The organism is Vibrio tubiashii ATCC 19109 (assembly GCF_000772105.1).
Lineage (GTDB): Bacteria > Pseudomonadota > Gammaproteobacteria > Enterobacterales > Vibrionaceae > Vibrio > Vibrio tubiashii.
Genome location: NZ_CP009354.1, coordinates 2,117,574 through 2,140,597, shown reverse-complemented (window position 1 = coordinate 2,140,597; position 23,024 = coordinate 2,117,574). Strand labels below are relative to the sequence as shown.

18 protein-coding genes are annotated in these 23,024 nt (G+C 45.1%); 10 read left to right on the top strand and 8 right to left on the bottom strand.

Features of this window, described 5'->3' with window-relative positions:
* Positions 1-2: 2 nt before the first annotated feature.
* Both IX91_RS09645 and IX91_RS09640 read left to right on the top strand, forming a co-directional pair.
* Positions 3-1,286 carry an ABC transporter permease gene (locus tag IX91_RS09645; protein ID WP_004747458.1) on the top strand — a complete coding sequence of 428 codons (1,284 nt, stop codon included), beginning with the start codon at positions 3-5 and terminating at the stop codon, positions 1,284-1,286.
* Positions 1,287-1,305: 19 nt separating this feature from the next.
* On the top strand, positions 1,306-2,010 hold the full coding sequence (locus IX91_RS09640) for an ABC transporter ATP-binding protein (RefSeq protein WP_086017200.1): 705 nt from the start codon (positions 1,306-1,308) through the stop codon (positions 2,008-2,010).
* A gap of 26 nt (positions 2,011-2,036) precedes the next feature.
* Here the strand turns inward: IX91_RS09640 and IX91_RS09635 are convergent, their stop codons facing one another.
* From IX91_RS09635 to IX91_RS09620, 4 genes are all read right to left on the bottom strand, one after another.
* Positions 2,037-2,267: a hypothetical protein gene (locus IX91_RS09635; protein WP_004749316.1), complete on the bottom strand. Its 231-nt coding sequence runs from the start codon at positions 2,265-2,267 to the stop codon at positions 2,037-2,039.
* Positions 2,268-2,277: 10 nt separating this feature from the next.
* Complete coding sequence (locus IX91_RS09630) at positions 2,278-4,320, bottom strand: NHL repeat-containing protein (protein WP_004747462.1); 2,043 nt, start codon at positions 4,318-4,320, stop codon at positions 2,278-2,280.
* 172 nt (positions 4,321-4,492) lie between these two features.
* Positions 4,493-5,701, bottom strand: coding sequence for an outer membrane protein transport protein (locus tag IX91_RS09625; protein ID WP_004747463.1), 1,209 nt, complete (start codon positions 5,699-5,701; stop codon positions 4,493-4,495).
* Positions 5,701-8,010, bottom strand: coding sequence for a lipase (locus IX91_RS09620; RefSeq protein ID WP_236642796.1), 2,310 nt, complete (start codon positions 8,008-8,010; stop codon positions 5,701-5,703). The genes IX91_RS09625 and IX91_RS09620 overlap by 1 nt, the downstream gene beginning before the upstream one ends.
* A gap of 618 nt (positions 8,011-8,628) precedes the next feature.
* Between IX91_RS09620 and IX91_RS09615 the strand changes: the two genes are divergently transcribed.
* From IX91_RS09615 to IX91_RS09590, 6 genes are all read left to right on the top strand, one after another.
* Positions 8,629-10,299: an ABC transporter substrate-binding protein gene (locus tag IX91_RS09615; protein WP_004747466.1), complete on the top strand. Its 1,671-nt coding sequence runs from the start codon at positions 8,629-8,631 to the stop codon at positions 10,297-10,299.
* 135 nt (positions 10,300-10,434) lie between these two features.
* Positions 10,435-11,355, top strand: coding sequence for an oligopeptide ABC transporter permease OppB (oppB, locus tag IX91_RS09610; RefSeq protein ID WP_004747468.1), 921 nt, complete (start codon positions 10,435-10,437; stop codon positions 11,353-11,355).
* Between the two features lie 15 nt (positions 11,356-11,370).
* The gene (oppC, locus tag IX91_RS09605) at positions 11,371-12,273 is read left to right on the top strand and encodes an oligopeptide ABC transporter permease OppC (protein WP_004747469.1); all 903 of its coding nucleotides are present in this window, start codon (positions 11,371-11,373) and stop codon (positions 12,271-12,273) included.
* Positions 12,274-12,323: 50 nt separating this feature from the next.
* Positions 12,324-13,295: an ABC transporter ATP-binding protein gene (gene oppD / locus IX91_RS09600; protein ID WP_004747472.1), complete on the top strand. Its 972-nt coding sequence runs from the start codon at positions 12,324-12,326 to the stop codon at positions 13,293-13,295.
* Positions 13,292-14,284, top strand: a complete 993-nt coding sequence (oppF, locus tag IX91_RS09595) for a murein tripeptide/oligopeptide ABC transporter ATP binding protein OppF (RefSeq protein ID WP_004747474.1) — start codon at positions 13,292-13,294, stop codon at positions 14,282-14,284. Before oppD ends, oppF begins: the two co-directional genes overlap by 4 nt.
* A 174-nt stretch (positions 14,285-14,458) precedes the next feature.
* Positions 14,459-15,412 (top strand): glutathione S-transferase family protein, encoded by a 954-nt coding sequence (locus IX91_RS09590; protein WP_004747476.1) that lies wholly within the window; start codon positions 14,459-14,461, stop codon positions 15,410-15,412.
* On the opposite strand, the gene IX91_RS09585 is transcribed toward IX91_RS09590, so the two are convergent.
* From IX91_RS09585 to IX91_RS09575, 3 genes are all read right to left on the bottom strand, one after another.
* Positions 15,377-16,414, bottom strand: a complete 1,038-nt coding sequence (locus tag IX91_RS09585; protein WP_004747477.1) for a GGDEF domain-containing protein — start codon at positions 16,412-16,414, stop codon at positions 15,377-15,379. The genes IX91_RS09590 and IX91_RS09585 overlap by 36 nt on opposite strands.
* A 139-nt stretch (positions 16,415-16,553) precedes the next feature.
* A complete protein-coding gene (gene pta / locus IX91_RS09580; protein WP_004747478.1) occupies positions 16,554-18,719 on the bottom strand; it encodes a phosphate acetyltransferase in 2,166 nt (721 codons plus the stop codon).
* 119 nt (positions 18,720-18,838) lie between these two features.
* Entirely contained in the window at positions 18,839-20,035 is a 1,197-nt protein-coding gene (locus IX91_RS09575; protein WP_004747487.1) for an acetate kinase, read from the bottom strand.
* Positions 20,036-20,381: 346 nt separating this feature from the next.
* On the opposite strand from IX91_RS09575, the gene yfbV reads away from it, so the two are divergent.
* Complete coding sequence (gene yfbV, locus IX91_RS09570; RefSeq protein WP_004747489.1) at positions 20,382-20,834, top strand: terminus macrodomain insulation protein YfbV; 453 nt, start codon at positions 20,382-20,384, stop codon at positions 20,832-20,834.
* Between the two features lie 294 nt (positions 20,835-21,128).
* Here the strand turns inward: yfbV and ald are convergent, their stop codons facing one another.
* On the bottom strand, positions 21,129-22,253 hold the full coding sequence (gene ald, locus IX91_RS09565; RefSeq protein ID WP_004747491.1) for an alanine dehydrogenase: 1,125 nt from the start codon (positions 22,251-22,253) through the stop codon (positions 21,129-21,131).
* A 174-nt stretch (positions 22,254-22,427) separates the two neighbouring features.
* On the opposite strand from ald, the gene lrp reads away from it, so the two are divergent.
* On the top strand, positions 22,428-22,922 hold the full coding sequence (gene lrp, locus IX91_RS09560; protein ID WP_004414493.1) for a leucine-responsive transcriptional regulator Lrp: 495 nt from the start codon (positions 22,428-22,430) through the stop codon (positions 22,920-22,922).
* Positions 22,923-23,024 lie beyond the last annotated feature (102 nt).

The window sequence follows — 23,024 nt, the reverse complement described above, 5'->3', positions numbered from 1 at the left end:
TGATGCTGTTACCGATGAGGCAAATCTTTCAAGAGATGGCAGCAGAAAAGCTCAGGTTGGGTCTGACAATTTTGGCAGTGGCTTGGGCGACACTTTGTATTGCAGCGATGCTATCTGTCGGCGAAGGGATTCGTCAGGGGGTGTTGAGGACGGCACAAAATGGTAACGGTAATCTAATCTATCTGACTGGTGGTATGGCTACCGTCGATTACGGTGCTTTTCATCAAGGTAAGTTCTTAACCCTTAAAGCACAAGATGCGGACGTGGTTCGCGCGTTACCTGCGGTAAGGGGGGTAGTACCCACTGCAAGATGGAACGAGCGTATTAGTGCTGGTGATCGAGAATCATGGCAAGAGCCGTTAGCGGTGACGACGGAATTTGCTTCGCTGACTAATTTGCAACCTTTAGCTGGTGGTCGCTGGCTCAACCCTCTCGATCAAAAAGAGATGCGTAAAGTCGTGGTTTTAGGTTACTCGTTAGCCGCTGAACTATTTAATCCCGTAGAAGACTTTAGTTGGTTTGCAGCGGTCACGTTGCAAACCAACCCGGTAGGGAAGAAGGTTAAGATTGGTAAGGAAGAATTTACTGTGGTGGGCGTCTTGGAGAAAAACAGCGCGCGAGTTGAGCAAGGCGATCAAATCAACCATTCCAGCTTTATACCATTAGCGACTTGGCGGCGATTTCACCCCAATGGCGAAATTGGCGGAATTAATGTTGAACCGAAAGCAAATGCAGATAGGGACAAGCTTGCAAAATCTATTCGGCAGGTGATTGCTCGCAAACATGGAGCAAGTGTTAGTGACGAGCAGGTCGTTCAAGTGGAAGATATGTTCCTCAAGCAAAAAAGCATGCAGCAGTTCCTAATTGGTCTACAGAGTTTCCTTGGCATTATTGGCTTTGTCACGCTCGCTGTAGCGGGGGTAGGCATTGCCAACGTTATGTACGCGACAGTGAAACGCTCGACCCGTGATATCGGAGTGAGAATGGCGGTTGGAGCAACCCCGACCGCAATCCGTTTGCACTATCTGGTGCAGTCACTCATGACCATGATGCTAGGGGGAGTGCTCGGTCTTGGCGTGACTTATGTGCTGGTATCCGCACTTAGTGCAATCAGCTTGGAAGGCAATGTGTTTTACGAGCAGCTAGGCAAACCGGTTCCTGAACTGTCTTGGATTGTGGTGCTGGTGGTGATCACGACCTTAATCATTATTGGTGTTGCTTCAGCCTGGTTGCCAGCGAATCGAGCAGCGAAAGTCAGTCCGTTGGAGGCATTACAAAGTGAGTAAGAACAATAGTGAAGAGAACATGTCACACCAAGCGCTCGTCGAGCTGAATAATATCTGCAAATACTATTCGAGCGGAGAAGCGGAAGTTCGCGCGCTTGATGGCGTAGAGCTCAAGATTAATCAAGGTGAGTTTCTATCTATTTTAGGTCCATCTGGCTCGGGTAAATCGACCCTGATGAATATGCTTGGCTGTTTAGATAAGCCGACAGCAGGTGACTATCAGTTAGCGGGGCAAAACGTGGCGAGTTTAAGTGCAAATGAACTTGCAGGAATTCGCAATCAAAGAATAGGCTTTGTCTTTCAGAGCTTTAACTTGCTCGAATACGCGACAGCGCTCGACAATGTGGCGTTGCCTCTTGTTTATTCGGGCGTGAAAGCCAAAGAACGCCGGAGACGAGCAGCAAAATTGCTTGAACAAGTTGGACTGGGTGATCGCCTTGATCACAAGCCCAATCAATTATCGGGTGGTCAAAAGCAGAGGGTGGCGATTGCCAGAGCCTTAGTCAATGATCCGCAAATTATTCTCGCCGATGAACCGACTGGGGCATTAGACTCTAAATCTGGTGCAGAGATTGAAGCCCTATTTAATCAGCTTCATGCTGAGGGCCGAACATTGATCATCGTGACGCACGATAATGCGCTGGCAGAACGCACCAAACGCATTATCACGATTAAAGATGGCAAAGTGATTTCTGACCGAAAAACTATTGCACAAGTTGCATGAGTAAGCGAGCCATTTGGCTCGCTTTTTTAGTTCTCGTGAGGTGGAGACATAATGTGGTGATTGGCGTGCTCTTGATGAGCTTTGTGCCACTGTTCCAGTTTTTCCCGTGTCTGATGAGAAGAAGGTTGCTCTAAACAATACTGAGTCACGCATTGATACTGATTGGCAAGCTTTTCGCTCGCCTCCGTTGCTTGCTGAGAGATAGAACTTGTCTGCTTTAAGCGTTTCGCTTTGGCTTTATCGAATATTGATGTCATCACTGACTCCTTAGCTAATCTTATAAACGTTAACTCGGTTAAGAGCGCAGTCGGGTAGGTAGAGGGTATGATTATGTGCGTGAAGCAGGTATGGCATCCATAGCTGGCCTTTACTTGGGTCGGCACCAAAGCCACTAAAACTATCAATGAAATGCCCTTGTTGGTCAAAGACCTTGATAGCTCGATTAACCAAATCAGACACAAACAACTTACCATGGTCAAAGTCTATACTGGTCGGTAGTAGGAAGTTGTCATTGTTCGTTCCGTAACCCTGCTGACCGAAACTGCCAACGTATTGATCATGACGATCGTAAATCACCACGCGATTGTTGTTTTGATCGGTTATGTACTTTTGACCATCCGGTGTAATCGTGATGTCGGTTGGTGTGAAAAACTCATTATCGCCATGACCTTTTTCACCAAAGGTAGTGACTAAGCCAGCGATTCCTTGTTGGTTGAGCCGCCAACGACCAATGCGATTATTGCCAGAATCAGCAATATAGATATCGCGGCTTATCGGGTCGACGGCAACACCTTGAGGCTTAAATAACTGCCACTCTTGATGACCCAAACCTCCAAAATAGCTAAACGGTACTAGCTCGCCAATTAACTCGTCATATTGATAAATCGTCACAATACCGCTGATGTAATTGCTGACAACTAGTAAGGGTATGTCTGGGTTGAGTTGTCCGAGCAATGGCGACGAAGGAGTTAAAGAACAGATGCCAAGTGATCCGGGTAAAAGAGGCAAGCTGCCCGGTCTAGCCGCATCGGGTTGAGAGCTTTCTGTCGCTTGCAGTTGATAGTTGCCAGCGTCAACCAGCCAAAGCAGTTGATTTGGGTCATCAAACTTATCGCCAAGGAATATTCGTACCCAGGTTTGTTGCCATTTTTGCGTCCACTCCATCTGGGTACTTAAGGTCATTGAGACCCATGAAGGCACATCGATTTGGTGAATAGAATTGAGCCACTTATCTTGCTGTTCAAAGTGCTTTTCCCACCATTCGCTGATAATAGGGTAACGACTTTCGGAGTTGTTTGTCGAAACGGGAGAGGTATCGCCAGCCACTGAGGTGACAAAGTGCAACTGTCCTTTTTTATCTCGCTCATCGCCCAATTGATCAACCACTAGTGTCGATATAGGCAGTTGAGGTGATAATTCTGCCCAGTCGATCTGATGAATCTGCAAAGAAGCCAAAATGGGCTCGGTAATCAACAGGCGATTTTGGTCAAGTTTGGTGATTTGTATTGGCGAGAAGAAGCCCGTTAGGTTACCTGAAAAATGGCCATCAATATCGTAAACAGAGACTGAATACTGTTTGGCTCCTGGGATAAGAATTCGGTTATCAATGATTGAGACATCGCGTGCTAGGTCGATACCATCTAGATAAGTTTTACCATTCGAGAATGGGACAGGCTTTCCCTCCCAGTCACAGCGAACTACAGTCGCAAAGCCAGTATTGGCGATGTATAGATGCCCGTCGAGATCGCAACTCAGCCCTTGAGGCCATAAAAAGTGAACCGGCTCCTTGGCTTGGATGACTGTGATATCTCTTAACCATTTGCCGTCCTCATTGAAAATCACTAACCGGCTTTCACCGTTTTCACCTTCGTAAAACTCATCAGCGACACACAGCTTACCCTGATAGAAAGCTAATCCGTTTGGACCCTGTAAGTTGATGGGCGCCCCGCTGCCAAAATTGCTGATTGAACGGATGCTGAGCGCCTGATTGTATTCAAGGATATGGATACGTTTGTTGGCAATGTCGCTGACGTAAATCCAAGGTTTATTCGGGTGAGGCAACAGGCGAAAGGGCATATTGAACTGTTGGCTACCGTTGCCAACACTGCCAAAGCTAGCTAACAACTTGTCCATCTTTCGGTCGAAGACAAGTACGCGATTATGTGCTGTATCCGCCAACCATATTCGACCAAATTTGTCGACACAGTTGCCGACAGGGGTATTGAGTGAAACATTGCCTGCCGCACGACAGGGGAGGTTAGGTAATTGCGTTACCTGCTTACCAATATATGTGTGATATGCGATTCCCATAATAAGCCTTTATGACGTTAATATATATGTAATTAGATGTATAAATGTAGCAGGCTTAAATGACAGTTCCACGAAGTGTCATTGTTACATTGAGAATTGTGCGCGAGATTCGGAACTGATTGATAATAAACGGCCTTCCGAGTCAGAAGGCCGTTTCTTTACGTAGGAAAATTTAGAAAGCGTAGTTAAGCTGAAGACCTGCTAACCAAGCGCTAGTGTTGACGGTAGAAACAACATTGAAAGGTTCTGGGTTAGCAAGAACCTGTGATTCATTAATCGTCGTTTGTTCACCTGTTAAGTAGCCTAACGCTAAATCGACGCTTAAGTTTTCGGTTGCTTTATAAGTGCCACCAAAGGTAAACCAATGTCTGTCAGTATCAGGAATCGACAGCGAACTGATTTGATCTACGGGTGACAAGTCATACATATAGCCCGCTCTTAGCTCGATAGAGTGATTCAGATAGTGAGTAACACCAACTGAAACGTGTCCGGCATCTTGCCATTGGTAGTCTTTAATTGATGTTGCGTAACTTTCTGAGGTCAAGCTATCAAATTCAGACCAAGCGACATACTGCAAGCTGTAGTGTGCTGCCCATTTAGGATTGAGTCGGTGATAACCAGAAAACTCAATGATATCGGGCAGCGGTATGTCTAAACTGTCAGTTAATCCTTGGCCTTCTCCCGCTTGGTAGACTTGGCCTTCAGCTCTAAGTTCGGGGCTGTAGCGATAAGATAAACCAAAGCGGTTGTTTTCATCGAGGACATAAGCCACCCCCAGATTGAATCCCAAACCAAATCCGTCAGCATCAATAGATAGCAGTGGCGCGTTGTTGTGCTTACGCGCGATATCGCCCTCTCCATAGATAATATCGAGACCGCCACCGATTGACCATGCATCATCAATTTGATAGCTAGCGGAAAAGCCCGCATTGATGCTACTTAAGTAAGTTTTGCCGCCAAAGATTGGCGCGGCAAACTCCTGTTCAAATTCAACGTCGGTACCAAAGTTTGAATGTACGGTAGCGCCAAGCGTCCAAGGGGTTCCTTCTATCGGAAACACCATATTCGCGTTGGGTACTAAGGTATTGTTGTCGAGAGTTGTGTCATCGAGCGATTGAGTGACTGTGTTTGGCGTTGTGTAACGCATATCACTAAACTCAACTTGGCTAGCTATGTTCACTGCACCCACTGATATCATCGGTTGGTCGATTAGACTCATCGCCGCCGCGTTTTTTGATACCACGGCAGCGTTGTCTGCAATAATCGCGTCTCCAGCGAATGCACGACCTAAACCCGTCGCCGATTGCGCATTAAGTTGAAAGCCTGCGGCGTGTGCCTGAATAGCTGTAGCAACGCTAAGACTAAGGATTGTCTTTTTCATTATTGTGCCTCGTCGGTTTCATCTTCAATGTTTATCAGGTCGTCAGAGTCAAGGTAAATTGCTCGCGCGTTGGTTGCGACCATATTACGAACCGCCTCTTGTTGAGTTATGCGTGAATTGTTTCCTGCTTCCATATGTTTCGGGTCTTGAGACGGTAATCCTGTTTCATCCATTGGTCCCTCGTAAGGGAAGAGAAATGTTCCATGACCACCAACGGTCGCTCTGATTACTCCTCTGATTGGAGCATCTGTTGTGGAACTAGTTATGTCATTTAGCTCTAGCGCATGGATTAATGGGTCCGTCCCTGTCATGACATTATTTTCTGCATTATTCGGTACTACGGTGTCGGGCATATACTCTCCGATTTCACAGGTTTCTCCGCAGTCACCAACAGCTTCAATAAGGAGGGTTGGTTGCTGAGCTTGTACTTGTCTTGAAACTTTTCCTGCTGGATCCGAACCATCAATAGTTTGTTGGACGCCTTGCTTTAAAATAGGGATTAGGGCTGAATAGATTTCGTTCTCCAACATCTCAATACTGTCTTCTAGTTCCGCACTATGAGTTTGAAGTGAGGTGATACAAGTTTCGTTACTTACACCTTCGTAACATATGCTTGGCAATAGAGTTTCGGCGATTGCCCTTTGCACGTCAGCTGACTTCTTCACTGAGGTTTCCATTTCGGAACCTAGAGTGAGAGAAGATAATGTAAGGTTTACTAGTCCCTGGCCTGGTACAACGTAGCTGGAGGTAGCTAAGGCCAAGCCTTCTATTGGTTGGGCAATTGGTGATTCCGGCTTATAAGTTGCCTCAGTGGTCATTACGGACATGATGCCTCCAAGAGAGACTCCAATTAAATGTACCTCTCTATCAGCTCTATCATTGCCGAAATTAAGCGCCCATCTTAAGCCAATAAAGTCACTAACAGATTGGTGAAGGTTAGATCGTAGTGTTAGAGGGGAAGTGATATTGATGAAGTAAGACTTGTCTGCACGAGCACTAATGGGTTTTCCGCTATCGCAGTATTTTAGTGTTGTTTCATCACTATAATTCGAACTATCACAGACAATTCTAGCCCCATGATAAGGCATATCTATTGCTGTAAATATGTATTCCTTTCCGTCTGTAACATATTCCTTAGCAACCAGTGAAGCGGACTCTTTGTCACCAGTAACGCCATGGATAAAGATAACCGATGGGTTGGTTGTATCTTTAATGAATTTTCTGGCTCCGGCTTTTGAATCTGTAGTTCCGAAAATGTAAGGTAAGTAAAAATCGACAGGGATAGTGGTAGTCGAATCATTATACTTGGCTATTTTTCCTTGATTACTGAAGAAAGAGTGGGTTAGGTGTTCTCCATTTTCACCTGTTGTCCAATTGTACATTGACGGGCAGTTTGCTATTGGGTCGTAACTGTCCAACAAACATTTTTCCCTATCGGCGATGTTTTGTGTAAAAGGAAGGTAATTGTTTGTCTCTAGTGTCGCGCCAGAAACGATGACATAAGCTTTACTTGGACGAGAAGAGTTGACCTCAGTGACTTCAATATTCGTCAGGTCAAGTGTCGGTGGATTTGTTGGATCAGATATTGTTTGTTGGACAATATTGTCGATGACGGAATAACTATTTTGAGTAGTGAATGTAGAGGCGTATACGACTTCGTTCGGCTTACCTAAGTCACTATACGCAGAAACGGCGTTTTTTGTCTTCTGTTGGAGATTACGTTGTTGCTCATCTAGCTCATTGGGGTCTGCACTTAAAAGTTGTCCAAAGGCTGGCGATGATTGTAGATGAAAGCCTTCTACTGTCATTACGCCGTTCGAGACGGCAATGAAATACTCCGTCCCTGGTTGAAGAGCAGCGCCGCATTCGATGATGAGTTTGCGACCATCACTAGATAGTTTGGTATTTGGAACCTCTTGCCTAGTTGTCCCGTCGATGAGCACAACGTTTCCTTGCAGAGACGTTGGTTCTAGAGCAATAACCTGCTCAGAACCTACGCTGCTAAGCGGAATCTCAATCGGTTCGACACACAAGCCCCAACCGTCAACAGCGGCGAAACTGGTCTCGAAATTTTGGTAATAAGCGTCATATTCAGCGTTGGTTGAATATGCATTGGGTGAAGAAGGTTCACCCGGCAAAGAGATTGTCCCGTCAGCATCATAGCCATAACCGTCATTCGGCATAGGAATGCTACTCAACGAAAAAGGTACTTCTACAGCGATATTATCAGAAGTGCTTTCCTCGCTCCCACACCCGCTAAGTAGTGTGATAGCCGAAATAGCTAAAGATAGAGAATGAAATCCTCTCATAGGAGATACCCGTTTAGTTGCTCAAATTGACCTGATATATCGAGCGAATAAGGGGTTATTTACAAATGTTTAACACTAAAAAAATCTAAAGGCTTGTGGGAATGGTGATTTAGATAGTGTGTCTCAATGAGTTTCTGGATAGAAATTTGTTGCAGACATGCTTTGTTTTGGGGAGAAGATCGCTATTTAAGTGCACCTGAGTGACTAAGTTCACAGAACGCCGTTTTTTCGGAGATGAATGTAGCTAACTGTTAGCTAGATTACATTACTTTTGTTAATTTTTCCGCACAATATCTAGCATAAGATGCTAAAAAATGGTGTCTTATTAGATAATTTGGCACTTCAGTCTGCTGGTTGAGGGAAATATAAGTTAATTAACTGACTATTTTGTCTTTACTGGTGTTTTTTACCATTTTGTTGAAGTAACCGTGGAATTATACGATTTTTTGCTACATTTTTATGGCAAATTACTTCAATGATTGATACTGTGTGCCGCAATCTTTGTACGGTTTTAGATTTTTATGCTTAAAAATTGAGCTAAACAGATCTAAATCACTGTCCGTTCTAGTACTGTACAAAGAAGTCATGGATGCAAATGAAAAACTTGGAGTTTTACGCATGTATAAGAACAAAATCACACGCGCTCTATTTATAGGCGCGGGCCTTTCTTTAGCTTTAACTGGTTGTGGCGACAAACCAGAAGAAAAGCAAGCTGCACAGCCAGCACCTGCTCCTGAAGCTAAATCAGACTCTCAGAAAACAGAACTTGCTGACGTACAAGAAATTGTTCGTGGTAACGGTACTGAAGTTGCGACAATCGACCCGCACAAATCTCAAGGTGTACCAGAGTCTCACGTAATTCGTGATCTTCTAGAAGGCCTAGTGAACCAAGATGCTGACGGTAACACTATCCCTGGTGTTGCAGAGTCTTGGGAAACAACAGACAACAAAACATTTACCTTCCACCTACGTAAAGACGCAAAGTGGTCTAACGGCGATCCTGTAACTGCTGGCGATTTCGTATACAGCTTCCAGCGCGCAGTTGATCCAAATACGGCTTCTCCATACTCTTGGTACATGGAATACACCAAGATGGCGAACGCGAAAGACATCATCGCAGGCAAGAAAGACAAGAGCGAGCTAGGTGTTAAAGCCGTTGATGACCACACTCTAGTTGTTGAACTAGACGCAGCTGTTCCTTACTTCGTAATGATGATGGGTCACACAACAGTGAAACCTGTTCATAAAGCGACAGTTGAGAAGTTCGGTGACCAGTGGACTAAGCCAGAAAACTTCGTTGGTAACGGTGCATTCGTTGTCGACAACTGGGTTGTTAACGAGCGTCTAGTACTTAAGCGTAACGAGCAGTACTGGGATAACGCAAACACCAAGCTAAACAAAGTAACTTTCCTACCTATCGAAAACCAGGTAGCGGAAATGAACCGTTTCTTAGCAGGCGAAATCGATATCTCTTACGAACTACCTGTTGAGCACTTCAAGCGTCTTAAGAAAGAGCATCCAGAAGAAGTATCGGTAACGGGCAACCTATGTACTTACTATTACATCTTCAATACTAAGAAAGCGCCATTTGATGACGTTCGTGTACGTAAGGCGATCTCTTACGCAATCGACCGTAACATCGTTACTGACGCTATCCTAGCGCAAGGCCAAAAACCAGCTTACTTCCTAACGCCTGAAATCACAGCTGGATTCAATCCAGAAATGCCTGCTTACGGTCAAATGACTCAAGCTGAGCGTGATGCAGAAGCAGCTCGTCTTCTTGAAGAAGCAGGTTTCGGTTCAGACAACCCACTTAAGTTTAACCTTCTTTACAACACATCTGAGAACCACAAGAAAGTTGCTGTAGCACTAGGTTCTATGTGGAAGAAGACACTTGGCCTAGACGTTACTCTAGAAAACCAAGAGTGGAAAACATACCTATCTACTAAAGATTCAGGCGACTTCGAAGTGGCACGTGCCGGCTGGTGTGGTGACTACAACGAAGCATCTTCATTCCTAACTCTAATGAAGAGTAACAACACGACTGGCGGTATTCACTACGACAGCAAAGCTTACGACGAGATCATGACTAAAGCGATTGCCGCTCAGTCAGAAGAAGAGCGTCAAGCGCTGTACCTAGAAGCTGAGAAGCTACTAGCGAAAGACATGCCTATCGCACCTATCTACCAGTACGTGAAATCACGTCTACTTTCTCCTAAGGTTGGAGGCTTCCCAGCAAACAACCCAGAAGAGAAGATCTACTCTAAAGATCTATACATCATCAAGTAAATCTTGAACTGATAGAACTATAAAAATATTGGCCTGCATGTGAGAAATTACATGCAGTGCCTTTATACAATCTAAATTCGTAGAAATTTGATTGATTCTTAATTTTTAATTGTCACAGACTGAAAGAGTGAGTTTATGCTTAAATTCATCGCTAAAAGGATATTTGAGGCGATCCCAACTATGTTGGTTTTGATCACCGTATCTTTCTTTCTTATGCGCTTCGCACCGGGTAACCCATTCTCGAGCGAGCGTCCATTACCGCCAGAAGTTATGGCGAACATCGAAGCCAAATACGGGCTTGATAAGCCAGTATTTGAGCAATACACCACTTACCTAACAAACGTTATTCAAGGTGATTTTGGTCCTTCATTTAAGTACCTTGATTACTCAGTAAACGAACTGATCTCGGTGGCACTTCCAGTGTCGGCTAAAGTTGGTTTTATCGCGTTTGTCTTTACGGTCATTATGGGGGTCACGGTCGGTACCATTGCTGCCTTGAAGCAAAATACCTGGGTCGACTACACCATAATGTCCACCGCCATGTTAGGGGTCGTGATGCCATCATTTGTATTGGCACCCGCGCTTATCTATCTATTCTCCCTGCACTGGAACTTATTCCCAGCAGGCGGTTGGCATGACGGTGGCTTCAAATATTTAGTGTTACCTGTAATCGGTATGTCACTACTCTACGTCGCGACTTTTGCACGTATCACTCGTGGTTCGATGATCGAAACATTAAACAGTAACTTTATTCGTACCGCTCGTGCGAAAGGTCTAAGCTACCGTTACATCATCATCAAGCACGCACTTAAACCAGCGCTTCTTCCTGTTGTTTCATACATGGGCCCTGCGTTCGTAGGTATCATCACAGGTTCAGTTGTTATCGAAACTATCTTCGGTCTACCAGGTATTGGTAAGCTATTCGTTAATGCTGCATTTAACCGTGACTACTCGCTAGTAATGGGTGTAACCATCTTGATTGGTTTCCTATTCATTCTATTCAACGCGATTGTAGATATCCTACTTGCAATGATTGACCCGAAAATTCGCTACTAACAGGGACGTTTGGTTATGTTAACGAAAAAAGAAAACCTAGAAGCGATTGAAAAGTTCTCTGAAAACTTAGAGATCGAAGGTCGCAGTCTATGGCAAGACGCTCGTATCCGCTTTATGCGTAACAAAGCGGCGATGGTGAGCTTGTTTATCCTATTCTTAATGACGCTAGCGGTAATCGTTTTACCGACTATTGCGCCATTCACTTACGATGATACTGACTGGTACGCGATGCACGTTGGTCCAAACGCAGAGCACTGGTTTGGTACTGATAGTTTAGGTCGTGACCTTTACGTTCGTACCTTAATTGGTGGCCGAATCTCTCTGATGGTCGGCGTGATGGGTGCGTTTGTAGCGGTATTGATTGGTACGCTTTACGGTGCAGCTTCTGGCTTCATTGGCGGTAAAGTAGACCGAATCATGATGCGTATCCTTGAGATCCTTTACGCAGTACCGTTTATGTTCCTAGTTATCGTACTAGTAACCTTCTTCGGTCGTAACATCATTCTTATCTTCGTCGCTATCGGTGCGATTGCATGGCTAGATATGGCACGTATTGTACGTGGTCAGACACTTAGCTTACGCAGTAAAGAGTTTATCGAAGCAGCGCACGTTTGTGGTGTGAGCAAGTGGAAAATCATCACTCGTCACATCGTGCCAAACGTACTGGGTATTGTAGCGGTTTACTCAACGCTTCTAATCCCAAGCATGATTTTGACTGAATCATTCCTATCATTCCTTGGTCTTGGTGTTCAGGAGCCGATGACAAGTTGGGGCGCACTTCTGCAAGAGGGTGCTCAGACAATGGAAGTAGCAATCTGGCAGCTCGCATTCCCTGCAGCATTCATGGTTGTGACTCTCTTCTGTTTCAACTATGTCGGTGACGGCCTGCGCGATGCGCTGGATCCAAAAGACAGATAATCAAAAAGCAATAAATTACAAAATCTATAAAAAAGATTAAGGAAGCAATGATGAGCTTATTAGATGTCAAAGATCTGCGTGTCGAATTTACCACTCAAGATGGTATCGTCACCGCAGTAAACGATTTAAATTTTTCTCTGAATCAGGGCGAGACTCTAGGTATCGTAGGTGAATCTGGTTCAGGTAAATCTCAGACTGTATTCGCTATCATGGGACTACTGGCAAAGAACGGTATTATCTCAGGTAGCGCAAAATTCGAAGGTAATGAAATTCTTAACCTTCCAGAAAAAGCACTCAACAAAGTACGTGCAGAACAGATCGCAATGATCTTCCAAGACCCAATGACGTCGCTTAACCCTTACATGAAGGTGAGTGATCAGTTGATGGAAGTACTTATGCTTCACAAAGGCATGGGTAAAGCGGAAGCGTTCGAAGAATCTGTACGCATGCTTGAAGCGGTGAAAATTCCAGAAGCGCGTAAGCGTATCACTATGTACCCGCACGAGTTTTCAGGCGGTATGCGTCAGCGTGTGATGATCGCAATGGCTCTGTTGTGTCGTCCAAAACTGTTGATTGCGGATGAGCCGACAACGGCGCTAGACGTAACGGTACAAGCTCAGATCATGGATCTACTTAACGAGCTGAAATCGGAATTTAACACTGCAATTATCATGATTACTCATGACCTTGGTGTGGTCGCAGGTTCATGTGACAAAGTACTGGTAATGTACGCTGGTCGTACAATGGAATACGGTACGGTCGATGAAATCTTCTACAACCCAAGCCACCCATACGCTGAAGGTCTGCTAAAAGCGATTCCTCGTCTGGATACAGAAGGTGAAATTCTACCAACGATTCCAGGCAACCCGCCTAACTTACTTCGTCTACCACAAGGCTGCCCTTACCAAGAGCGTTGCCACCGTGTAATGGATCGTTGTAAGCAAGAAGCGCCAATCTTGACGCCATTTGGTGATGGTCGTCAGCGCGCATGTTTTTCTGAATGGGAGGCTTGGAGCAAATGAGTGTAGATAAGAACCTAATCCTAGATGTTAAAGATCTTAAAGTTCACTTTAGTATCGCGTCAAAATCTGCTTGGCCTTGGTCAAAGCCTGCAAACCTTAAAGCAGTAGACGGCGTTAACGTCCGTTTATATGAAGGTGAAACCTTAGGTGTAGTAGGCGAGTCTGGCTGTGGTAAATCGACTTTCGCGCGTGCAATCATTGGTCTTGTCGAAGCGACTGACGGTGACGTAATGTGGCTTGGTCAAGACCTGACTAAGATGCAAGAAATCCAGCGCCGTGAAACGCGCAAAGAAATTCAAATGATTTTCCAAGATCCTTTGGCATCGCTAAACCCGCGTATGACAGTAGGTGACATCATTGCTGAACCTTTGGAAACTTTCTATCCAGAGCTTTCGAAAGATGAAGTGAAAACTCGTGTTAAAGAGATGATGGCGAAAGTAGGTCTACTACCAAACGTAATCAACCGTTACCCTCATGAGTTCTCAGGTGGTCAGTGTCAGCGTATTGGTATTGCTCGCGCGTTGATTCTTAAGCCTAAGATGATTATCTGTGATGAACCTGTATCGGCGCTAGACGTGTCAATCCAAGCTCAGGTTGTAAACCTACTTAAAGAGTTACAGAAAGAACTGGGTCTATCACTAGTATTCATCGCCCACGATTTATCGGTAGTGAAACACATCTCTGACCGAGTGTTAGTTATGTACCTTGGCAATGCGGTTGAGCTTGGTGAAGCCGAAGCCCTGTTCGCGGATCCTAAGCACCCGTACACTCGCGCGCTGATGTCTGCAGTACCGATTCCTGATCCAAAGCTTGAGCGCAACAAGCACATAGAGATGTTAGAGGGCGACCTTCCATCACCAATCAGTCCTCCTTCAGGTTGTGTGTTCCGTACGCGTTGTCCTCAGGCGACTGAAGCGTGTGCGCAAACTAAGCCAGCTATCGAAGGTAACGACGTTCATGCCGTGTCTTGCTTGCACGTGAGCGTATAATTTCAGCCTGTGACGGGCTTAAGCGCGGCATCCTTACGGGGTCGCGCTTTTTTTGTATTGCTGCCTTTCTACTATTCAAATAATTCGAACAACTAAGCCAACTGTCTCTAACCACCTGTGTAGAGTATTTATTTATACTCAAACTGTTCAAAGAATGTGGGTTGGGAGACAATAATGGGTAAACTAGTTGAAGGCGTCTGGCATGACGTGTGGTACGACACCAAATCGAGCAATGGTAAGTTCGTTCGCGAAGATGCCGGGTTTAGAAATTGGGTAGAAAACAAACCTGATGCTCAGTTTCAGCCGGAATCAGGACGTTATCATCTTTATGTCTCGCTTGCCTGTCCTTGGGCTCATCGCACTCTGATCTTTAGAAAGCTAAAAGGGCTTGAAGAGCATATCGACGTTACGGTTGTTTGTCCTGATATGATGGGTGAAGGTTGGCAAATGGGGCTGCCTGAGCCTCTGTTTGGTCATACACGTATGCACCAAATCTATACGCAAGCCCAACCAGACTACACGGGTCGCGTAACGGTACCAGTACTTTGGGATAAGAAACATAACACCATCGTCAGCAATGAATCTTCTGAAATCATTCGCATGTTTAACTCTGAGTTTAATGAACTCACGGGTAATACAGCTGATTATTATCCGCAAGAGAAGCGTGAAATCATTGAAGAATGGAACGCTTATGTCTACCCCCATGTTAACAATGGCGTCTACCGCTGTGGGTTTGCCACAACCCAAGATGCCTATGAGGAAGCCTACAACCATCTGTTTGAGTCGCTAGACAGATTGGATGCTCATCTAGCGAAAAGCCGTTACCTTGCTGGTGACAGTATCACCGAAGCCGATTGGCGTTTGTTTACCACGCTGATCCGTTTTGATGCCGTTTATGTTGGACATTTTAAATGTAATAAGAAACGTATCGCGGATTACGGTAATCTCAACGGTTATATGAAAGAGTTGTATCAGGTACCCGGTATCAAAGAGACAACCGATTTCTACCACATTAAACGCCATTACTACTTTAGCCACACAGGGATTAACCCGACACAAGTTGTTCCTCTTGGTCCTGAGCTAGATTTAACTTCACCCCACGGCCGAAATTTGCTTGGTAGTGCTTGATAACACGATTTGATCTCTGCCCTGTGCCTTTGCTCGGTATAGGGCTTGATCCGTTTCTGCCATTGTTTGATCGAGTAGAATGCTGTCGTTCACCACGATCAAAGCTCTCAATCCCGCACTGAAAGAGACGTGAATCTCTTGATGATTGAAGTCGATTTTAAGTTGCTTTACCGCGAGTCGAATTGATTCGCTCATCTCCATTGCTTGCTCTTCATTCTTTGCGCACAGCAAAACGCAAAACTCCTCACCACCTACGCGGTAAAAATATTCAACATTAGGTAGTGAAAGCACCGCTTTACTCACCGACTTCAATACTTCATCCCCGCATGCGTGACCGTAATTGTCGTTGACTTGTTTAAAATGGTCGAGGTCAATATGCAGTAAGTAGTGATGACTCAGAAACTCAGGATGATGGGAGAAATCATTCTCCATGCACAGTCGATTCCTCGCGCCAGTTAAAGGGTCAAGTAGAGCAGCATCGCTGAGCTTTTGCTGTGTTTTGGCTCTGACATCTTCATGCACAAAGGCGATAGCCCAAATCAAAATATAGGGGATCGCGAAGTTAAACGTCGTGTGTGCGGTTGAATGAACGATAGGCGGATAGGACAGGAATATAGAGACAACGATAAGGAAAAAAGCGAAAGTGACCGCTGAACCGACATATCGATTTAATAAAATGTGGAAGACGGGCGGCATACAAAACGTCCAGAAAACTAGTATCGAGTAGCCCTTCGCCACCGCTAAGCTATAGATCAAAATCAGGCTCAAACCGCAGATCAATAAAGCCGAATACCAAGGTTTGTAATGGCCAAATTGAATTCTCAGATAGATAAACAAGCAAAGTAGGGTATAAGCAAAGTCTATGTAGCCAAACTTTGGTACATCCCAAATAAAAAAGTTAACTATAGTGAAGCCAGCGCCAGTAATTGCGAGGAAAAAGCTGGTGGTCTTAAGGACGCTCTTTTCTACGGTATCTTTAGTGGAAAATAGCTTGAGCTCCATTTGAATTCCTTTTCAATCGATGAACCTAAAGTGTAGCAATAAGTTATGAAAAGGTGGACATATCAGCGAGATAGGGAAAACCGTAGATATAAAAAACCCTCGCAAGGTGCGAGGGTTTGATTTACTCAGATAGGAGAGATTAGTTAACTACTTTCTCTTCTGCTTGAGCCGCTTGGTCTGCTTGGATTGCAGTTAGAGCCACTGTGTATACGATGTCGTCAACTAGAGCACCGCGAGACAGATCGTTTACAGGCTTACGCATACCTTGAAGCATTGGACCGATAGACACTAGGTCAGCTGAACGTTGTACTGCTTTATAAGTCGTGTTACCAGTGTTTAGGTCTGGGAATACGAATACAGTCGCTTTACCTGCTACTGGAGAGTTTGGTGCTTTAGAAGCAGCAACGTTTTCCATGATAGCCGCGTCGTACTGTAGAGGGCCGTCGATAACAAGATCAGGACGTTTCTCTTGAGCAAGCTTAGTTGCTTCACGTACTTTATCTACGTCAGCACCTTTACCAGACTCACCCGTAGAGTAAGAGATCATTGCAACGCGTGGCTCAATACCGAATGCAGCAGCTGAATCAGCAGATTGGATAGCAATTTCAGCTAGCTGCTCAGCAGTTGGATCTGGGTTGATCGCACAGTCACCGTAAACCAATACTTGGTCAGGTAGTAGCATGAAGAATACAGAAGATACGATAGACGCATCAGGTGCAGTCTTGATGATCTGGAACGGAGGAACGATAGTGTTCGCAGTTGTGTGAACAGCACCAGAAACTAGGCCGTCAACTTCGTCGTTCTCAAGCATCATTGTGCCTAGGAATACTGAATCTTGTAGCTTCTCACGAGCAACAACTTCAGTCATACCTTTCGCGCCACGTAGTTCAACTAGACGAGCAACGTAGTTTTCACGTACTTCATCAGAGTTGATGATCGTTACGCCAGCACCTAGCTCAACGCCTTGCTGTGCTGCAACACGTTTGATCTCTTCTGGGTTACCTAGAAGCACACATTCAGCGATGCCGCGCTCAGCACAGATAGCTGCAGCTTTAACTGTACGTGGCTCGTCACCTTCAGGAAGAACGATACGCTTACCTGCTTTACGAGCGAACTCAGTTAGCTGGTAACGGAATGCTGGTGGGCTTAGGCGACGAGACTTCTGAGTACCCTCAGTCATAGACTCGATCCAGTTGCCATCGATGTTGCCAGCAACGTGCTCGTTGATGAACTCGATACGCTCTTTATCGTCTGCAGGTACTTCGATAGAGAAGCTCTGTAGATTTAGAGACGTCTGCCAAGTGTTACCTTGAGCTTTGAAGATCGGTAGACCTGAATCAAATGCTGGCTTACATAGGCCTGCGATTTCTTCTGGAATGTCGTAACCGCCAGTTAGAAGTACTGCACCGATTTCAACACCGTTCATTGCTGCTAGCGCCGCTGCAACGATTACGTCTGGACGGTCTGCTGAAGTTACAAGTAGAGAGCCTGGTTTGAAGTGCTCAATCATGTTTGGCAGAGAACGTGCACAGAATGTGATGCTCTTAATACGACGCGTGTTGATGTCACCAGCGTTGATAATATCAGCGTTTAGGTGCTCAGCCATGTCGATTGCACGCGTTGCGATTAGGTCGATGCTCCATGGCACACAACCTAGTACACGAATTGGAGAAGTGTTGAAGATTTCCATCACTTTCATTTCGTTTTGCTTCGCGCTATCCGCATCGTCAAAGATTTCAGATAGGTCAGGGCGAGTACGGCCCGCTTCGTCAACAGGAGCGTTTAGCTTGTTGATGATAACGCCAGAGATGTTTTTGTTCTTAGTGCCGCCGAAGTTAGAACATGCTACTTCGATACGTTCTTTAAGTTGCGCTGGGTTATCTGTGCCAGGAGTCGCTACAAGAACGATCTCTGCGCCAAGTGTTGCAGCAATTTCTGCGTTCACTTGGTTAGCAAATGGGTGTTTACGAGTTGGTACAAGACCTTCGATTAGCGTAACGTCCGCATCTTTGTTGATTTGGTTGTAACGCTCAACCACTGTTTCAAGCAGCTCATCCATGTTGTCGTTACCGATTAGGCTTTCAGCAACAGACATCATCATTGGTTGGCCGATCTTCACATCGCTGTTCGCGCCAACGATAGTTGAAGTTAGATCAGGTTGATCGCCGCCAGAACGTGGCTGACAGATTGGCTTGTAAAAAGAAACTTTAACGCCTTTGCGCTCCATTGCGCGAAGAACACCCATGCTTACGCTAGTAAGACCAACACCAGCACTTGCAGGGATAAGCATAATAGTACGAGACATTCGTAGAGTACCTATAGCTATTGGGATAAAAGCTTAACTGCGTATTCCTTACTGTGTGGAATAGGAGTTAAGCCCCTTAGTTAGAAAACCGGCTGACGATTGTCAGCCGGTTAAGTCAATTAAAGACCTGCTAGTTCTGCAGTGTCTTCAGCGATAACTAGCTCTTCGTTAGTAGAGATAACCATTGCTGGGATACGGCTGTTTTCAGTCGTGATAGTACCTTCGCCGCCGAAACGTGCTTTCAGGTTAGCTTCACCGTCAACTTCGATACCGAAGATACCTAGGCGGTTTAGAACCATTTCACGGATAGGGCCAGAGTTTTCTCCGATACCACCAGTGAATACGATCGCGTCTAGGCGACCTTCTAGAGATGCAGTGTAGCCAGCAACGTATTTCGCTAGGCGGTGGCAGAATACGTCCATCGCGCGAGTTGCTTCTTCTTTTTCACCGTAGTTGTCTTCAACGAAACGACAGTCAGAAGTCACTTCAGTAAGGCCAGCTAGACCAGATTCTTTAGTTAGCATGTTGTTGATTTTCTCAACAGAGTAGCCAAGAGTGTCGTGTAGGTGGAAGATGATCGCAGGATCGATGTCACCACAACGCGTACCCATTACTAGACCTTCTAGTGGAGTTAGACCCATAGAAGTATCTACTGACTTACCGTTCTTAACAGCACAAACTGAAGCACCGTTACCTAGGTGACAGTTAATGATGTTTACTTCGTCAACTGGTTTGCCAAGGATGTTAGCAATTTCACGAGTGATAAATAGGTGAGAAGTACCGTGCATGCCGTAACGACGGATACCGTGCTCTTTGTACAGGTTGTATGGAAGAGCGTATAGGTAAGACTCTTCAGGCATTGTTTGGTGGAAAGCAGTGTCAAACACAGCAACGTTTTTCAGTGCTGGGAAAGATTTTTGTGCTGCTTTGATGCCGATGATGTGAGCAGGGTTGTGAAGAGGTGCAAGTGTTGCACAGTCTTCGATGCCTTTAAGCACGTCGTCAGTAATTAGTGCAGACTGAGTGAACTTCTCGCCGCCGTGTACAACACGGTGACCGATTGCTGCTAGGTTCTCAGAAAGCTCTGGCTTAGAAGCAAGAATAGTTTCTACCATGAACGCTAGAGCTTCTTCGTGAGCTGCGCCGTCGCCTAGTTGAGCTTCGTGCTTACCATCAAGTTTCCACTTGATACGAGCTTCTGGAAGGTGCAGACATTCTGCAAGACCTGTTAGATGCTCATCACCGTTTTCTGCATCAACAACAGCAAATTTAAGAGAAGAACTACCGCAGTTTAAAACTAAAACTAGCTTTGACATGAGTGACTACCTGTAATAATCAGTTAGGATAAAAATTAATCACAAGAATAGACGATGCTATAGAAGCTGCGTACTAATCTTGGTCAAAAAAACTTCGAATTCCGTATAAAAGACAGTGATGATCCAAATCACCACTCTTGCATCCGCTGCAGAAAGGTCTCAAGAGTTGCTTAAATTGCAAATAACGGCAACAATGAGATTGTGGGTCCGCAAAGGATAACGATAATAAGCAATGATAACAAAAAAAATTTGAAAGAATATTAACTTTCATCAATTTTTTGTCCGTTTAGTTGAATCTTTCAACTAAATTTTAGTTTAGGACCCTGTACTGGAGTGAGAGAGCCCTATGAGTAATAAAGCCGGTTTAGTTCATAGTCTACGAGATGGACAAAAGTACATGGATACTTGGCCAATGCGTAAAGAGCTTAATTTGCTGTTTCCAGAGCAGCGAATCATTAAAGCGACGCGTTTCGGTGTAAAAGTGATGCCAGCGATCGCGGCAATCAGTGTCTTAACTCAAATGGCGTTCAACAATTATCAATCTATGCCTCAGGCAGTCATCATTGCACTGTTTGCTATCAGTATGCCTATTCAGGGTATGTGGTGGCTTGGCAACCGTGCCAACACGAAACTTCCACCTGCCCTTGCTGGCTGGTATCGCGAAATCTACCAAAAGATAGTTGAAAGCGGCTGCGCGCTAGAACCAATGAAATCCCGCCCTCGTTATAAAGAGCTCGCTCAGATCCTTAACCGCGCTTTTCGTCAGCTTGATAAAAATGCTTTGGAGCGTTGGTTCTAAGAGAAGGAACGGGCTGCGCCCTGTGGGTTTTTGGAACGGACTACGCCCTATGGAGAGCGGGAGCGCTTCGCTTTTGGAAAACTAGAGTTGACTCCTCAACTATAGCGCGGCAACATTAGTTCTCCAGTTCTCCAGTTCTCCAGTTCTCCAGTTCTCCAGTTCTCCAGTTCTCCAGTTCTCCAGTTCTCCAGTTCTCCAGTTCTCCAGTTCTCCAGTTCTCCAGTTCTCCAGTTCTCCAAAACAAAAAAACGCCCACCGAAGTGAGCGCTTTCTCTTATTTAATACTATTCAACATTAGTTGAACATTGCGATAGCGTCAGCTGGGTCTACGTATTCTAGATCGAAGCTTTCTGCTACTTCTTTACAGGTTACTTTACCGTGGATTACGTTTAGACCTTCTAGGAAGCCGTTATCTGCTAGAAGTGCTTCACGGTAGCCTTTGTTCGCAAGCTTAACGATGTAAGGTAGCGTAGCGTTGTTTAGCGCGAACGTAGAAGTACGAGCAACAGCGCCTGGCATGTTAGCAACACAGTAGTGAACTACGTCATCAACGATGTAAGTAGGGTCTGCGTGTGTTGTTGCGTGTGAAGTTTCAAAACAGCCACCTTGGTCGATTGCAACGTCTACGACTGCTGCACCTGGCTTCATCTTAGCGATGTGCTCTTTTGTAACGAGTTTAGGTGCTGCAGCGCCTGGGATTAGAACTGCACCGATCACTAGGTCAGCTTCTAGAACATGCTTCTCAATAGCATCTTCTGTAGAGTAAACCACTTTTGCGCGACCTTGGAACTCTTCGTCAAGACGACGTAGTGTATCAACGTTGCGATCAAGGATAGTTACGTCTGCGCGAAGACCAACAGCCATACGAGCTGCGTTAGCACCAACAACACCGCCGCCAACAACGACAACTTTTGCTGGTTCAACGCCTGGTACACCACCTAGTAGAAGACCACGACCACCGTGAGATTTCTCTAAAGTTTGTGCACCTGCTTGAATAGACATGCGACCTGCTACCTCAGACATTGGAGCAAGTAGTGGCAAGCGACCCATATTATCTGTTACAGTCTCATATGCTATACAGACAGCTTTGCTCTTGATTAGCTCTTCAGTTTGTGGAAAATCTGGTGCTAGGTGCAAATAAGTAAATAAAATTTGCCCTTCTCGAAGCATAGCTCGCTCGACAGCTTGAGGTTCTTTAACCTTTACAATCATTTCTGCTTGCGCAAAAACGTCAGCAGCGGTAGGAAGAATGGATGCGCCTACAGCGATGTAATCATCGTCTGAAAAACCGATGCCTGAACCGGCATTAGTTTCAACAAAAACTTGGTGACCTTGAGACACTAGCTCGCGAACGCTCGCTGGGATCATGCCAACACGGTATTCGTGGTTTTTGATTTCCTTAGGTACGCCAATGATCATCCTGACTCCTCATTTTATATTGGTTGTATAAACTATATTAGTTGTATTAACTGTGTGTAGGGTAATTCTGTCGAATTAATATCTAGTATAGATATGATTGGATAAAATTTGATACTGAATATTAAAAAGTTGTAGTATATTTTTTTGCAAGGAAGTAATAAGGTGGAATAAAAAATGGCAGACAACAATAAAAAGCCGTCCAAGGATCTAGATCGCATCGACCGCAACATTCTTAATGAGTTGCAGAAAGATGGTCGTATTTCGAATGTAGAGCTTTCAAAACGAGTGGGTCTTTCTCCAACTCCGTGTTTGGAACGTGTGCGTCGCCTAGAGCGTCAAGGTTATATTACGGGCTATACAGCATTGCTAAACCCGCAGTACCTAGATGCTTCGCTTTTGGTATTCGTAGAGATCACACTTAACCGTGGTGCGCCAGATGTGTTTGAACAGTTCAACACAGCGGTTCAGAAACTTGATGACATTCAAGAGTGTCATTTAGTATCGGGTGACTTTGACTACCTACTTAAGACTCGTGTATCTGACATGAGTGCTTACCGAAAATTGTTGGGTGATACGCTTCTACGCTTACCAGGGGTAAACGACACACGTACTTACGTGGTTATGGAAGAAGTGAAACAAACGAACCAGCTGGTCATCAAAACTCGCTAATTCAAGCATGAGTTTGGCTTAAAGTCTTAATAGCTTTCCATATTCTGACTTTAAGCAATTGGGTTTTGTCCCTTGATATGGTTAAATCGATAGTCCGAGTAG

Coding starts and splice junctions, on each gene's coding strand:
- pta (WP_004747478.1), bottom strand. CDS start 18,719: ATGTCTCGTACTATTATGCTTATCCCTGCAAGTGCTGGTGTTGGTCTT.
- oppB (WP_004747468.1), top strand. CDS start 10,435: ATGCTTAAATTCATCGCTAAAAGGATATTTGAGGCGATCCCAACTATG.
- oppC (WP_004747469.1), top strand. CDS start 11,371: ATGTTAACGAAAAAAGAAAACCTAGAAGCGATTGAAAAGTTCTCTGAA.
- IX91_RS09590 (WP_004747476.1), top strand. CDS start 14,459: ATGGGTAAACTAGTTGAAGGCGTCTGGCATGACGTGTGGTACGACACC.
- lrp (WP_004414493.1), top strand. CDS start 22,428: ATGGCAGACAACAATAAAAAGCCGTCCAAGGATCTAGATCGCATCGAC.
- IX91_RS09625 (WP_004747463.1), bottom strand. CDS start 5,701: ATGAAAAAGACAATCCTTAGTCTTAGCGTTGCTACAGCTATTCAGGCA.
- IX91_RS09640 (WP_086017200.1), top strand. CDS start 1,306: ATGTCACACCAAGCGCTCGTCGAGCTGAATAATATCTGCAAATACTAT.
- IX91_RS09620 (WP_236642796.1), bottom strand. CDS start 8,010: ATGAGAGGATTTCATTCTCTATCTTTAGCTATTTCGGCTATCACACTA.
- oppF (WP_004747474.1), top strand. CDS start 13,292: ATGAGTGTAGATAAGAACCTAATCCTAGATGTTAAAGATCTTAAAGTT.
- IX91_RS09585 (WP_004747477.1), bottom strand. CDS start 16,414: ATGGAGCTCAAGCTATTTTCCACTAAAGATACCGTAGAAAAGAGCGTC.
- IX91_RS09630 (WP_004747462.1), bottom strand. CDS start 4,320: ATGGGAATCGCATATCACACATATATTGGTAAGCAGGTAACGCAATTA.
- ald (WP_004747491.1), bottom strand. CDS start 22,253: ATGATCATTGGCGTACCTAAGGAAATCAAAAACCACGAATACCGTGTT.
- IX91_RS09645 (WP_004747458.1), top strand. CDS start 3: ATGCTGTTACCGATGAGGCAAATCTTTCAAGAGATGGCAGCAGAAAAG.
- IX91_RS09615 (WP_004747466.1), top strand. CDS start 8,629: ATGTATAAGAACAAAATCACACGCGCTCTATTTATAGGCGCGGGCCTT.
- IX91_RS09575 (WP_004747487.1), bottom strand. CDS start 20,035: ATGTCAAAGCTAGTTTTAGTTTTAAACTGCGGTAGTTCTTCTCTTAAA.
- yfbV (WP_004747489.1), top strand. CDS start 20,382: ATGAGTAATAAAGCCGGTTTAGTTCATAGTCTACGAGATGGACAAAAG.
- IX91_RS09635 (WP_004749316.1), bottom strand. CDS start 2,267: ATGACATCAATATTCGATAAAGCCAAAGCGAAACGCTTAAAGCAGACA.
- oppD (WP_004747472.1), top strand. CDS start 12,324: ATGAGCTTATTAGATGTCAAAGATCTGCGTGTCGAATTTACCACTCAA.